The sequence below is a fragment of the Streptomyces kaniharaensis genome, from assembly GCF_009569385.1.
Classification (GTDB): domain Bacteria; phylum Actinomycetota; class Actinomycetes; order Streptomycetales; family Streptomycetaceae; genus Kitasatospora; species Kitasatospora kaniharaensis.
This window is the reverse complement of the sequence record NZ_WBOF01000009.1, coordinates 1-11,869: the sequence shown is the minus strand read 5'-3', so window position 1 is coordinate 11,869 and position 11,869 is coordinate 1. Positions and strand designations below refer to the sequence as shown.

The 11,869-nt window shown below is 71.0% G+C and carries 14 protein-coding genes; 10 read left to right on the top strand and 4 right to left on the bottom strand.

Features of this window, described 5'->3' with window-relative positions; genetic code table 11:
• Nucleotides 1–165 precede the first annotated feature (165 nt).
• The 4 genes from F7Q99_RS38995 to F7Q99_RS38980 form a co-directional block, all read right to left on the bottom strand.
• Nucleotides 166–795: a hypothetical protein gene (locus F7Q99_RS38995; RefSeq protein ID WP_153472005.1), complete on the bottom strand. Its 630-nt coding sequence runs from the start codon at nt 793–795 to the stop codon at nt 166–168.
• 1 nt (nt 796) lies between these two features.
• Complete coding sequence (locus F7Q99_RS38990; RefSeq protein ID WP_153472002.1) at nt 797–4,252, bottom strand: DUF927 domain-containing protein; 3,456 nt, start codon at nt 4,250–4,252, stop codon at nt 797–799.
• 173 nt (nt 4,253–4,425) lie between these two features.
• Nucleotides 4,426–4,668: a pRL2-19 gene (locus F7Q99_RS38985; RefSeq protein WP_326847577.1), complete on the bottom strand. Its 243-nt coding sequence runs from the start codon at nt 4,666–4,668 to the stop codon at nt 4,426–4,428.
• Nucleotides 4,665–4,958 (bottom strand): hypothetical protein, encoded by a 294-nt coding sequence (locus F7Q99_RS38980; RefSeq protein WP_153471999.1) that lies wholly within the window; start codon nt 4,956–4,958, stop codon nt 4,665–4,667. The genes F7Q99_RS38985 and F7Q99_RS38980 overlap by 4 nt, the downstream gene beginning before the upstream one ends.
• Before the next feature lie 164 nt (nt 4,959–5,122).
• Between F7Q99_RS38980 and F7Q99_RS38975 the strand changes: the two genes are divergently transcribed.
• The 10 genes from F7Q99_RS38975 to F7Q99_RS38930 all read left to right on the top strand — a co-directional run bounded on the left by F7Q99_RS38975 (nt 5,123) and on the right by F7Q99_RS38930 (nt 11,511).
• Nucleotides 5,123–5,278: a hypothetical protein gene (locus tag F7Q99_RS38975; protein WP_153472163.1), complete on the top strand. Its 156-nt coding sequence runs from the start codon at nt 5,123–5,125 to the stop codon at nt 5,276–5,278.
• Nucleotides 5,275–5,490: a hypothetical protein gene (locus tag F7Q99_RS38970; protein ID WP_153471996.1), complete on the top strand. Its 216-nt coding sequence runs from the start codon at nt 5,275–5,277 to the stop codon at nt 5,488–5,490. The genes F7Q99_RS38975 and F7Q99_RS38970 overlap by 4 nt, the downstream gene beginning before the upstream one ends.
• On the top strand, nt 5,487–5,909 hold the full coding sequence (locus F7Q99_RS38965; protein WP_153471993.1) for a hypothetical protein: 423 nt from the start codon (nt 5,487–5,489) through the stop codon (nt 5,907–5,909). The genes F7Q99_RS38970 and F7Q99_RS38965 overlap by 4 nt, the downstream gene beginning before the upstream one ends.
• Nucleotides 5,906–6,964 (top strand): protein spdB, encoded by a 1,059-nt coding sequence (locus tag F7Q99_RS38960; RefSeq protein WP_153471990.1) that lies wholly within the window; start codon nt 5,906–5,908, stop codon nt 6,962–6,964. The genes F7Q99_RS38965 and F7Q99_RS38960 overlap by 4 nt, the downstream gene beginning before the upstream one ends.
• 2 nt (nt 6,965–6,966) lie before the next feature.
• On the top strand, nt 6,967–7,200 hold the full coding sequence (locus F7Q99_RS38955) for a hypothetical protein (RefSeq protein ID WP_153471987.1): 234 nt from the start codon (nt 6,967–6,969) through the stop codon (nt 7,198–7,200).
• A gap of 68 nt (nt 7,201–7,268) precedes the next feature.
• Entirely contained in the window at nt 7,269–7,448 is a 180-nt protein-coding gene (locus F7Q99_RS38950) for a hypothetical protein (RefSeq protein WP_153471984.1), read from the top strand.
• A 19-nt stretch (nt 7,449–7,467) separates the two neighbouring features.
• Nucleotides 7,468–7,710, top strand: coding sequence for a hypothetical protein (locus F7Q99_RS38945; protein ID WP_153471981.1), 243 nt, complete (start codon nt 7,468–7,470; stop codon nt 7,708–7,710).
• A gap of 57 nt (nt 7,711–7,767) precedes the next feature.
• Entirely contained in the window at nt 7,768–7,965 is a 198-nt protein-coding gene (locus F7Q99_RS38940) for a KOW motif-containing protein (protein ID WP_153471978.1), read from the top strand.
• Between the two features lie 61 nt (nt 7,966–8,026).
• Entirely contained in the window at nt 8,027–8,470 is a 444-nt protein-coding gene (locus tag F7Q99_RS38935; RefSeq protein ID WP_153471975.1) for a hypothetical protein, read from the top strand.
• A 161-nt stretch (nt 8,471–8,631) separates the two neighbouring features.
• A complete protein-coding gene (locus F7Q99_RS38930) occupies nt 8,632–11,511 on the top strand; it encodes a hypothetical protein (RefSeq protein ID WP_153471972.1) in 2,880 nt (959 codons plus the stop codon).
• Nucleotides 11,512–11,869: the final 358 nt, after the last annotated feature.

Genomic DNA, 11,869 nt, shown 5'->3' with positions numbered 1-11,869 from the left:
CTCGCTGGCCGGGATGCTCCGCCAGGAGTGGACCGAGCTGCCCGACGGCGGCCGCTGCACCCACCTGTTCTCCGACCCGCACGACCCGGACGACTGGTGGTCCTAGAACGCGCAGAGGGGCCCGCCACCGGCCGGTGGCGGGCCCCTCCTGGGTTGGTCGGTCCCCTACTCGATGCTGGGGTCTTGGCTGGCGTCGTAGTCGCCGTGGGCGCTGTGGTCGTAGTCGATGGCGAAGATTTCGCTCTCGTCGTACTTGAGCTGTTCGTCGAAGCCGCGCCCGTCCGCGTAGACCTCGGCGACGACCATTACCGCGGCTTCCTGGTTGGCCTTGTCCATGGCATCGAGGAAGTCGTGCACCTGCTGGCCTTGGAGGTGGCCGCGCGCGGTGCCGGTCCACTTGGTTTCGCTGATCTTCCACTTGCCGAGGATGGCGACGAACAGCGTGCCGGGGCGGGCCGCGCGCTTGCGCGCCATCTCCTTGGCCGCTTCTTCGCGTTCAGCCTCGGCGGCGGCTTCCTCGGCCTCGCGGAGCTGTTCCTCGGTGAGGCCGGCCTCTTCACCTCCGGCGCCTTCCGGGCCCTCACCCGGGGAGGGGGGCTGCGGGGGCCCTGCCGGGGGCGAGGGCGGCCCGGTAGGCGGAGTGGGAGGGGCAGGCGGTGCCGCAGCCTCGGGCGGTGTCGTGGGCGGCTTCTCGCGGCCGGTGACGCGCCGCGCGGCACCGCCGATGGCCCCGGTGGTCTTGCGGGTGGCCCCGCCGATCGCGGAGCCGACCTTCTTGATCCAGCCGAACGCCATGTCAGACCCCCTGCCGCTTCATGTGGATCCGCAGGGCTTCCCCGGCGGTCCGGGCCTTGCGGGGGTCCTCCATCAGGGGCAGCAGCGCGGAGACGGGCGCGCTGCCCTCCACGGTCCACAGGCCGCCCCGGTGGTTGCCCAGCTTCATGCCCGGGGGCGCGGCAAGCACCGGATCGGCCTCGTCGGAGACCATCGTGATGGCGTCGGTCTCCAGGGTGAGCGGGAAGCGCCCGGCCTGGGAGAACGCGCGCAGGTCCCGCCAGGTGTTGGCAATGGCGGCGTCCTGGAGGGCTGCGGCCCAGTCGGGGCGGTAGATCTTCCTGGCGTAGATCTCGCCGGTCACGTGGTCGCGCTCGGGCTCGTTGCGCTCCAGGTAGCCCCGGCCCGACTTGTACAGGGCGCCGTTCAGGCGCTTGGCCAGGGTCGCGGCCTCGCGCCCTGCCTCGGCCTCGGCCAGCAGGAACTCCCGGCCGAGGCGGATGCGCTCGTAGCCGGTCTCCATCACGCGGCGGCTGTCCTTCCAGACCAGGGCCTCCAGGACGACCGGCGTCCAGTCCGGGTACGCCTCCATAAGCAGGTTCATCGCGGGGGTGGAGCGGATCCACCAGCCGCCTTCCTCGGCCGTGCGGAGCTGGAAGGTGGGCAGGCCGGGCAGCCCGAACCCGGGCGCCTCCGCCACGCGCCAAAGGCCGGCCTTCTTCGGGTCGAACTCCGCGCCGTCCGGGTAGTGGGTCGGCTCACCGACCCCGAGCGGCGTGTTCGACCAGGCGGACAGCCACGCGGCGGTCTTGTCGTACCGGTGCAGCCACTTCATGTCGCGCTCCGGCGGCTCCATGCGCCGGTTCCACCCGAGGTGAAGGATCGGCTTGAGCCGCTGCCCGGCGGTGAACTGGGGGATGGTCTCCAGCCGGATCGCCTCGCACCGGGCCAGGTCGGCGGTCATCCCGGCGTAGCCCATGGCGGTCATGTTGACGTTGCGGTAGTACCGCTCCACCTTGGGGCGCTTGCCCTTGCCCCGGCTGGACAGCAGGAACAGCATCACCGCTTCGAGCAGCTGCGCGCCGTCGACGGCGGAGCCGAAGGAGTCCTCCAGGCGGGACGGGTCGTAGGCCGGGATGGAGATGTGGCGCCGCTCGCCGTCGCCGGGGATGGCGGTCATCCAGAACGAAAGGCCGGCGGGCTCGACGCGCTCGACCACGCCGCCCGCCACGGGGGTGGCCCACGGGTGCTCGTGCGGTGCCACGAGTTCGCCGTACACCGTGATGTCGTAGGCGGGCAGCCCCATGGCCCCGATGGCGCTGGCGTGGACGTACAGGGTGCACACGTCGTACGCCGCCATGAGCGCGTAGGTCTCCTCCACGCTGCCCGGCATGGGCACCGGCACCGGCCGCATGTTGGGCAGGTGCAGCCCGGTGCCCGCCAGCACGCCGACCTTCGCCGCGCTGAACTTCCCGTCCACCAGCTCGTCCCACCGAGGTTCGGTCACCTCCCGAACCAGCGCGGGCAGCCCGGCCGCCACGGTCGGCACCGGCTCCGCCTCGGGCGCGGACAGCGACAGCTCGACCTGCGTCGGCACGAACGCCGTCTCGCCGCCGGGCACCTCGCCCGACTCCTGGTGGTCCGTGCCGCCGTCGCCCTGGCCGTCGTGGCCGTCGTCGCCGTCGTCATCGAGGTCGAGCGGTCCGCCGAACAGCTCCTGCGCCGGACCGAGGTTGAAGCAGTGCATCCGCTGGGTGACGGGCTTGTCCCGCAGGAAGTTCGGCACCCGCCGCAGCACGTTGGCGCCCTCGCCCCGTACGTGCACCTTCACCTCATCGAGCTGCCGCAGCGCGGAGGTGAGGTTGACGACGCCACCCTTGTCCCCGGCCTCCTTCACCACCGGGTCCAGCACCCACCACTCCTGCTGGCCGTGCCGGTCGACGCGGTAGAACCCGCGCGGCTTGACCCCGCCAGCAGCGGCCCGGGGCAGCTCCTCCATCTCCGGGAACGCCGCAACGTCCAGGCGCATCGCGTCCAGCGCCCGCCACAGCAGCTCGCCCTCCGGCACGTTCGTCTCCGCCGCAGCCTCGATCGCCGCCTTCAGCCGCTCGGCGGCAGCGCGCTCGGCAGCCTCGCCCAGGCCCGGCACGCCGATGGCCTCGCCCAGGACGTGAGCGCCGACCACCCACGCCATGTGAATCTCGGCGATCGTGTCGGGGATACCGCCGTTGCGCGGCATGTACTTGGCGCACAGCTCCAGGTGCGCCCGCCGGGCCTCCTTCAGCTTCTCGGCGGTGAAGGCGCCAGCCTTGCGGGCCCACTCCAGCGGCCACCCGCCGTGGTCCCTGGCCAGTCGCTTGAGTCGCTTGGAGACGTGCTCGGCGCCCTTGTGGTCGGCGCCGACCGCGTTGCCGTCCAGGTCCACCCACGCGTTCGGGAAGAACGGCGCCTTGATCTCCAGCAGGCGCGAGGCCAGGTCTTCGGTCTGCCCCTCGAACTTCAACGGCAGGTTGGAGCTGGACAGCAGGATCGACAGCCAGAAGCCGTCCATCTCCCGGATGCCGCCGTCGACCGTGCCGGTCGAGCGCAGGCAGCCCGCGCAGATCTGGGAGAACTCCGAGCTGGACTGCTGCGGGGTGCGCCCGCTGCTGCTGTGCTCGTCCAGGCACAGCGGCAGGTAGCCGCGCCCGCGCAGGTCCTGGGTGATGCCCTGCTTGCTGGCGTTCCACGTCATCAGCAGCCGCTGTCGGCGCGGCTTGATGTTCCCGAACAGGGCCGCGCAGACGAACATCATCGTGGACTTGCCCTGCTGGCCGGGCCCGTGGAGGTTCAGGATGTGCGCCAGCACGCCCAGGGAATCGAGCATCGGGCCGGAGAACATCGCGCCCATCACCAGCGCGGCCTTGGGGTCCACGACCGCGTACGCGCCGGTCTCCTCCCACGCGTCGCGGGCGGCCTTCTCGGACCCGCACAGGGTGCCGTAGCCGTAGAGCTGGGCGTCCGCCTCGGGAAGCACGAGGTCGCCCTCGTCGGTGTAGTACGTGCGGGCGGGGACCTCGGGGGCGTCCTCCGCCTGCATGCGCATGGCCTTGGCGAACGCGTGCTTCTCGTCCGGGCCGGTCGGCCGGCGGCTGCCGGTCTTCGACGCCCAGGTGCCCCGGTCGAGTTCGTCTTCCGTGATGATCCGGGGGCGACGCTGACGGCGGCCGACGACCAGGTACTCAGTGCGGATGTCTTCGCCGTCGTCGGTCAGGTGCGCGATCACGGAGGTGACCTTCGGCGCCTGCCCGACGTGCAGCAGCGGGGACCCAGGCCGGTGCTGGTGCAGGACCATCCGGTCGTTCAGGCGGTAGAACCACCCCAGCCGCATGCCGGGGATCTGGATACAGCCCGCCGGAACGCCGTCACGGTCGAGCTGGGAAACGGTGCCCTCGCCCTGCTGGCGGGGGATCGGGGCCGACTTCTTTCGGGTGGGCAAGGTACGCCCTCTCCCGGTGCCATGGTGTGTCGGGACGCGTGGTCACCTACACTCGACACCGTCTAGGGCCCGCCTTCCGGATTACGACCCCTCTCCTGGTTACGGCACCAAGTGAGGGTCCGGGGGGCGGGTTTCGTCTTGTGTGGGGTCAATCGCCGTTCGTGGGGCTGAGGTTACTCCCCGTTGCGGAACTGGAGTCCTGCACCCTCTCCGTGCGGCCGGGGAACGACGGACAGGCGAACCTGCCCATCCTCCAAGATCCCCAGCTCAACGGCGTGGAACGTGCCGTCCGGCGTGCCGAGGGCATCGACCGAGAGGGCGTCGGCGGGCATGTCGAAGCTGCCGCCGAGGTGCATCAAGAGGCCGATCAGCATCGCGTGCGACATGTCGGCGGGCTGGGGCAGGCGGTCGGTCACGAGGTCTCCCGCTTCCGGCTGGTAGTGGCCTTCTTCGTGGCGGTCTTCTTCGCCGCCCTGGGGCGGACCTGGATGCCCGCCTCGTCCAGCCACTCGTACCAGAGCGTGGTGGAGACTCCCGCCAGCTCTCGTACGCGGTTGCGCCCCGCGCCAGCCTGTACGGCCTTCACGGCGGCGGGCTTGATGCGGGTCAGCAACTCGTCCGCCTGCCGTAGCAGTTCGCCCCTGTCGTGACCCAGCTTTGCTACCTCTGCGAGTGCGGCAGCTTGTGCTACCTCCGGAATGTCCATGCGGGGATCATACCGTCATGACTCGCTACGCAACACACTTGTGCGCTGCGAAATAACGTGTCATGGTGGAGCCGTTCCCAAACGGGAGCGGCCCCGAGCCGGTGCGGCAAACACCTGCTCAGGGCCTTGACCACCCCCCTGAGACGACAGGAGGGCGATCCGTGATGGATCGTACCCAGGGGCCCGGCACGTCCGTGCCCGCCCCCGCCCCGAACCCGTCCCCGGCGCCCGAGCCGACCCCGGCCCCGGCCCCCGAGCCGGTCGTCCTGGAGCGCGGCTCCGGCATCAGCGTCATCTGGCCCCAGGACGGTGCCCGATGAGCGACGACCGCGACTTCGCCGCCCAGATGCTCCGGCGCGGTCTCCAGCTCGCGGAGCGGGCCGACGCGACGCTGTCCAACGCCGCCAGCGGCATGGGGCACACCAACGAGGGGCGGGCCGCGCTGGTCGCCCTCGGGGCCGCCCAGGCCCAGCTGGCCCAGACCTTCACCCAGCTCGCCCAGGCCGCCGCGATCGTCGGGGGTGCCCGATGAGCTACGCCGGTGGCACGCCCGTCCAGAAGCCCGCCCCCCAGCCGAAGGCCCCGAAGGCCGGCCTCGTCTGGCGGGCCCTCACCCCGCAGCGCTTGGCCGTCCTGGTGGCCGCGCTGTTCGCCGCCGCCGCCGCTGGTGCGGCCGGTGCCTTCATGGCCCACTTCGACGCGCCGTTCTGGGCGGAGCTGGTCGTGGCCGAGCTGGTGGCGGTCGGCATGCTGCTCGGCTCCTTCGAGCTGCTGGCCGGTTGGCTGCGGCGGGCCGAGGAGAGCGCGCTGTTCGCCATCCAGGAGAAGGCCGCCGCCGCCCACTGGGCCGGTACCTGCGGCTGCACCTCCACCGCCGTGATGCTCGCCGACTGCGACCGCTGGAACGAGGCGCTGGTGCTGGCCGTGGAGTTCGAGGACGGTGCCCGATGAACACCTCTCTGCGACGCACGGCGGGCCGGGCCTGGCTCGCGGCTCCGGCTCTGGCGGTGACCGTCGTCTCGGCGGTGCTGACCGTCGCCGTGGTGGCCCTGTGGCTCAACGGCGTGATGCCGCTCGCCCTGGCGCTGGTGATCGGCCTGGGTTACGACGGCGCCTGGCTCGCCGCCCTCTCCTACGAACGCCGGTTGGCGGGGCAGGGCGACCACAACGCCAAGGTCACCGCGCTGGGCTGGATGTTCGGGGCGCTGACGACCGGGATGCTGGTCGTCCACGCGCTGACCAGCCCTCACACCGCCGGGTGGCTCGCGGTCGCCTGGCTCCCGCTCGCCGCCAAATCGCTCTGGTGGCTCCACGGCGTGTGGGAGTCGACGGAGATCAGCCCGAAGGCCAAGTCGGAGATCCGCCGGGTCCTCCAGGACTCCCGCGACAACGCGGCGATCTCCCGGGCGGTGCTCAACGCCCAGACCCACGGCGAGCGGACCCGCATGGACTCCCTGTCCCGGGCCGGAGCGGCCGTGGCGAAGGCCCAGTCGAAGGCCGCCGAGCGCCTCTCCGGCGCCTGGCAGGAGTTGGCGGAGGTCAACGGGCAGGAGGACCAGGCGCCGGTGTTGGAGCGGCTGGGCGCCCCGGCGGCGCCCGCCTGGGAGCTGCCGGTGTGGACGCCGGTCTCCGCGCTCCGCCCGACCGCTGTTCTCTCCGGCGGAGACCCGGCGGATATCCGCCCGCAGCCCGCTACCGCCCAGGTCAGCGCCACGCAGCCGTCCGGCGGTCCCCGCCCGGAGACCGAGCAGCTTCCGCTCCCGGCCAACCTCGTTGCCTCGGTGAGCGCCGGAGCCCCGGCGCCGAAGGCCGCGAGCGTGGCCTCCCTGGTCCGCCTCGCCGTGGCGGAGGTCGGCGACGACCCAAAAGCGGTGACGGCCTGGGTGAGCGCCAGGACGACGAAGCCGGTGCGGCCGGACACGGTCGCCCGGGAGATCCGCAGCACGAGGAACACCCCCACCAACACCAAGGCCGGCGGCTTCGGGTTCGCCGCCGGGAGGAGCTGACCATGGCCGAGCCGCGCTACTACACCACCGCCGAGAAGGCCAAGCTCGCCTGGCTGGTCGGCCGGGCCGCCGCCGGGGGCGACCGCGCCAAGATCGGCGCCAAGATCGACGAGATCCAGGCGGAGGCGGTGGCCCGCGAGGAGGCCGAGGACGCCGCCCGCGAGAAGGCCAAGCAGGACGCCCGGGAGGCGAAGGCGAAGGCCCAGGCCGAGCGCCGCGCGAACCGCTGGTTCTGATCGACCATCAGGGGCGGGCCCGAGGGGGCCCGCCCCGTACTACCCGAACCACCTCGAAGGAGAGCACCATGCGCAAGTCCGTGATCAAGACCACCCCGATCGGCCTGCGGGCGGGCGACACCCTCCGGGACACCGGGGCGGTCGTTGACCACATCGTGACCGGCGTCGCTGCTGGCCGGATCGACGTGGTGACCGACAGGGGCACCCGCCGTATGAGCTCCACCCACATCGTCAGCGTCATCCGCTAACCACCCCGAGGAGATCCCCATGGACACCACCACCCGCGAAGCGCTCGTGGCCTTCCAGCGGCTCCGTACCGCACTCGCCGTCGTCGCCCTGGACCCCGCGCGGCGGGCCCGTGCGACGGATTTCACGGCCCCGCTCCAGGTCCTGGCCGAGGAGGCCAACGCCAAGATGACCGCCGCCGGATTCCTGGACGCGTCCGGGCCGACCGTCACCACGCAGGAGATCGAGGCGCTGATCCGTCAGGCCGGGCTCACCGCCCTCTGACCAACCCCGGGGCGGGCCCGGCCGGGCCCGCCCCGCCCCACCAGAGAGGAGCACGACATGAGCAGCATCCAGGTAGGCGACGAGGTCGAGGTGACCTCGGGCCGGTACGCCGGTGGTCGGGGCCGGGTCGTCTGGGTCGGGCCGGAGGACGTCGAGATCCGGGGGCTGATCGGCTGGTTGGCCGAGGCGTTCTGTTCCCTGCCGCGCGTCCGCCCCGCCGACCTGCGCCGGATCGGCCCCGCCGACCGGGCCTGACCGACCACCCACCAGGGGAGGCCCACCGGCCGCCCCTCCCGCACGAAGGAGAGACCCCCTGATGAGTGAGACCCCGCGCCGAACGCTGCACCACTACCCGGCGTTCACCGCCCCCACAGCGGCCGAGGCCTACGCGGACGCCCCCGACCTGGACCAGGAGGCGGAGGTGCTGGCCCGGCTCTCCCAAGATCCGGAGCTGGACGGCTGCCGGGAGATCGCCCTCCGGGAGGCGGCATTGGCCGACCGGCGGTGGTGGCGGAGCCGGACCGAGCTGGACGGCCTACTCGCCGAGTCGGCGGCGTACGCGCTCCAGCAGCGCGACCGGCTTCACCCGGAGGACGTCCAGGGTCCGATCGGCCCGGACAGCATCGAGTGGGACGCCCCCGGTGGGACCCGGGCCTACGTCCGCCAGGAGTACTGGCACTGGCACAACGTCCCGCCGGGCTGCGGCCCGTGCCCGCCGGAGGACCCGTGCCCGTGGCACGCGGAGCACGGCACCCGCTGAACGGGTGACCGAGAAGAACCGAAATCCGTGGGCCATCTGTCGCAGGTGGCGCGCACACTGACAGATCACCTGCTGATCTCTGATCAACGAGGGGACGCCGGGCGGGGGTGACGCCCCGCCCGGCAGCAGGCTCCCCAAGGCAATGGAGAGGAGAGCACCACATGGCCATCCTGGCAGCCGCGAGAGGCGTCCACAGCGCCGTATCCGGCCTCGCTCAGGTGTCGCCCTCCGCGCACCCGTCCGGCCCCGCTACGGGCACCCCAGCGCCCGCCGGTAACGGCACCGGCAACGCCATCGCGGGCGCGATCTGGAGCGTCATCGAGTGGATCGGCAAGGTCACCCACCTGACCCCGCTCGGCGTGCTGCTGGCGCTCGGCGGGATCGGCTGGCTGATCAGCCAGATGCCGAAGCTGCCCAAGCGCACCGCCCAGCAGAAGGCGACCGACGAGGCGATCGGCAAGGCCGGAAAAGCCACCGCGGCTTGCCTCGGCCGGTTCCTCACCGGGCGCCCGATCAGCGCGAAGACCGCCGCCGCGAAGAAGGCCGGCGGAGCGTCGTTCTGGAACAACGCGCTGCCCGAGCCGGAGCCGCTGTCCGCGCCCCCGGCCGCGATGGGCGCCATCGCCCTGCCCGGCCCGGCGACCGGCCCCGACTTCCGCGAGGTCCTGGCCGACCGACTCACGGACTTCCAGGACTGGGTGGCCACCCTGCCGGTGCCCCGCCTCCTGGTGCAGCTCTCCGACGTCGGCACGATCGTGGCCTACTACCTGGCCGTGGCCGGGCGCTGGCTGGCCCGGGGCGTGCGCGGCGTGCTGATGCTGCCCGTCGCCCTGTGGCGCGGCGTGGCCTCCTACGGCCGGTGGGCGTACGTCTCCGTGCTGACCGTGCGCGCGGCCGTCCCGGGCGTGTGGGCCCTGTACGAGGTGGCCCCGGGCCGCACCCAGGCCGGCCTTTTGGTGGTCGGCCTGGGTGCCGTGGTCGGCGCGGCCACCGGCCCGGACGGTCAGGGGCACTGGCACGCTCCCCGCCCCTCCGACGACAAGGTGTACGGCCCGGCCCTGTGGGCGATGCTCAAGGCCGCCCTGCACCTGGCCCCGGAGGCGCAGAAGGAGGAGTGGCTGACCATCCCGGACCGCCTGGAGGACGAGGGCGCCCAGGTGATCCTTGCGCTCCCGGAGCACTTCCTCGGCAGCCCCAGGGAGCGCCAGGGCCTGGACGAGATCGTGAACACCCGCCTGCCCGGCGACTGGGTGAGCGAGTGGCGCCTCATGGCCGGTGGCCACCGCGCGGTGTGGACCGCCCGGCGGGCGGCGCGGGAGCTGGTCGGCGACGAGGCGACGTACGGGCCGGCCTTGTGGCCGATCCTGCGCGACCGCCTCGGCCTGGACGAGGAGGCCGACCTGATGGAGGACTGGCTGACCATCCCGGCCGACCTCTCCGACCGCGAATCCATCGTGCGCCTGGTGCTCCCGCTGCACTTCGTCGGCGGGGAGCTGGACCGCACGGACCTGACCACCCTGATCAACCTCAAGCTGCCCGGGGACTGGGTGGCGAAGTGGAGCATCAAGGCCGGGCAGCAGGACGGCGACCACTGGGTCGAGTGGACCCACCGACCCCCGGCGCCCCCCAAGCCCGCGTGCCCGGATTTCCTCGACTTCTACGACCCGCGCATCCAGGAGGCCATTTTCGGATGCGCGCCCGGAGAGGTCGTCATCGGCATGGACGCCTTCGGCGACATCGTGAAGAAGGTACTCGGCGGGGATACCGCGCACTGGGTGCTCTCAATTGGCACCGGAGGCGGTAAGTCCAACCTGATCCAGTTCATCATCGCGCAATTGGTGTACCAGGGTTGGACGGTCTTCGGCATCGACCCGAAGCGTAATTCGATCGCCTGCTACAGCGGGCTGCCCGGCTTCTACCTCCGCAACGATCCGTCGTCCGCCGGTGTCCGCGACATGCGCAAGATGTTCGGCTGGTTCAAGGAAATTGCCGAGGCGCGTCAATACGTCCAGCTCCGTGACCCGAACGTGAAGTTCCCCGGCATGGTATTCGTCCTGGAAGAGGCCGGAGAATTCTCCGACTTGTCGAAGTCGTGGTGGGACCGGAATAAGCCCAAGGGTGCCCGAGTCGGTGACCCGTTCTGGGCGGAACTCGCCTCCACCCTCCGTACCGCCCGGAGCGTCAACGGGCACGTCCTCGGGGTATTCCAGGATCTGCGCGACGACAAGACCGGCAACCAGGGTATTTCCGTCCTTTTCCCCGAGATCATCATGGGGAAGTACAAGGACAAGCAGTGGGAGCGCATTATCGGTGGGCGCATGATGGACATTGCCGGAAATGACCAGGCCGGGCGCATCCTGGTCAACGTCAACGGCGAACGCGTGTGGGTCCAGGTGCCCAGCTGCAACCCGCCCGAGGAGTCCCCGGCCCGGTTCATGGCGTGGGCCCAGGAGGCCCGTCGTCGGCGCCCCTGGGCGTGGGAGGAGTCCTACCTCTACGGCACGGAGCCGGCAGTCAGTGAGCAGGAGGTCCCGGCCCTGCTCAAGGGCACGTCACATGACCCTGCGGTGAACCCCACCCCCCGGGTTCTGCTGGACAAAATCCCAGCTCAGGGCCATGACATGGCGAAGGATGACGCACGGCCTGACAGCCCCCGTGACGCCCGTCCTGACGCCCCCCATGACGCCCTGGCGGGCTGGGACCTCGGCCCCGAACTGCGCGACGCGGTGACCCGCATCCTTGACCGCCAGGGCGTCGCCGCCCAGGCGCCGGCCGACCCGCAGCACGAGGCCCAGGACGCCCCCCAGGCGCCCGCAGAGCCCGAGGAGGAGCGCCTGTCCATCGCGGAGATCGCGCGCCGCTTCAAGGCCCTGGAAATCCCCATCAGCGAGGCCAACATCCGCCAGCACAAGACCCGCCACAAGGAGGCGTTCCCCAAGGGCCAGAAGGACGCCAAGGGCAAGGAAACGTTCCTCGCAAGCGAAATTCGGACCTATTTTGAAGGCGTCGAAGAAAGGAAGCGGGCCCGCGCCGGAGAGTAATTCACCGGCAATTTCGGGAATGCCCCCTCATTCGAGGGGGCATTTTCATGCCCATTTCCGGGACAATATCAGGGGCAATGTGGGGTCCGTATGGGGTCTGCGGCAGGGTTTCCTGACGCCCGAGAAGTGATACACGCTGCTACCCGAAATCCGCGTCACATCGTCAACGGGGACCGGTCGGAAGTCCTGGAATTACACGGTGCATCATGGGCAAAAAGGGCCGTTCGAGAAATTCGATAATCGCCGATAAATGGGGTTGAGTTTTGCTTTGAAATCACCTTGTCGCGAAGCGGCAAGGGCTTGGATTTGAAGGCTTGAAAGGCCATGAAAAAGCCGACGAAAAGCGCTCAGAATGGCG

What these genes read in the sequence shown, in the direction of transcription:
- F7Q99_RS38945 (WP_153471981.1), top strand. Translation starts at nt 7,468, where the DNA reads ATGGACACCACCACCCGCGAAGCGCTCGTGGCCTTCCAGCGGCTCCGT.
- F7Q99_RS38955 (WP_153471987.1), top strand. Translation starts at nt 6,967, where the DNA reads ATGGCCGAGCCGCGCTACTACACCACCGCCGAGAAGGCCAAGCTCGCC.
- F7Q99_RS38980 (WP_153471999.1), bottom strand. Translation starts at nt 4,958, where the DNA reads ATGGACATTCCGGAGGTAGCACAAGCTGCCGCACTCGCAGAGGTAGCA.
- F7Q99_RS38950 (WP_153471984.1), top strand. Translation starts at nt 7,269, where the DNA reads ATGCGCAAGTCCGTGATCAAGACCACCCCGATCGGCCTGCGGGCGGGC.
- F7Q99_RS38935 (WP_153471975.1), top strand. Translation starts at nt 8,027, where the DNA reads ATGAGTGAGACCCCGCGCCGAACGCTGCACCACTACCCGGCGTTCACC.
- F7Q99_RS38995 (WP_153472005.1), bottom strand. Translation starts at nt 795, where the DNA reads ATGGCGTTCGGCTGGATCAAGAAGGTCGGCTCCGCGATCGGCGGGGCC.
- F7Q99_RS38940 (WP_153471978.1), top strand. Translation starts at nt 7,768, where the DNA reads ATGAGCAGCATCCAGGTAGGCGACGAGGTCGAGGTGACCTCGGGCCGG.
- F7Q99_RS38965 (WP_153471993.1), top strand. Translation starts at nt 5,487, where the DNA reads ATGAGCTACGCCGGTGGCACGCCCGTCCAGAAGCCCGCCCCCCAGCCG.
- F7Q99_RS38970 (WP_153471996.1), top strand. Translation starts at nt 5,275, where the DNA reads ATGAGCGACGACCGCGACTTCGCCGCCCAGATGCTCCGGCGCGGTCTC.
- F7Q99_RS38960 (WP_153471990.1), top strand. Translation starts at nt 5,906, where the DNA reads ATGAACACCTCTCTGCGACGCACGGCGGGCCGGGCCTGGCTCGCGGCT.
- F7Q99_RS38930 (WP_153471972.1), top strand. Translation starts at nt 8,632, where the DNA reads ATGGCCATCCTGGCAGCCGCGAGAGGCGTCCACAGCGCCGTATCCGGC.
- F7Q99_RS38975 (WP_153472163.1), top strand. Translation starts at nt 5,123, where the DNA reads ATGGATCGTACCCAGGGGCCCGGCACGTCCGTGCCCGCCCCCGCCCCG.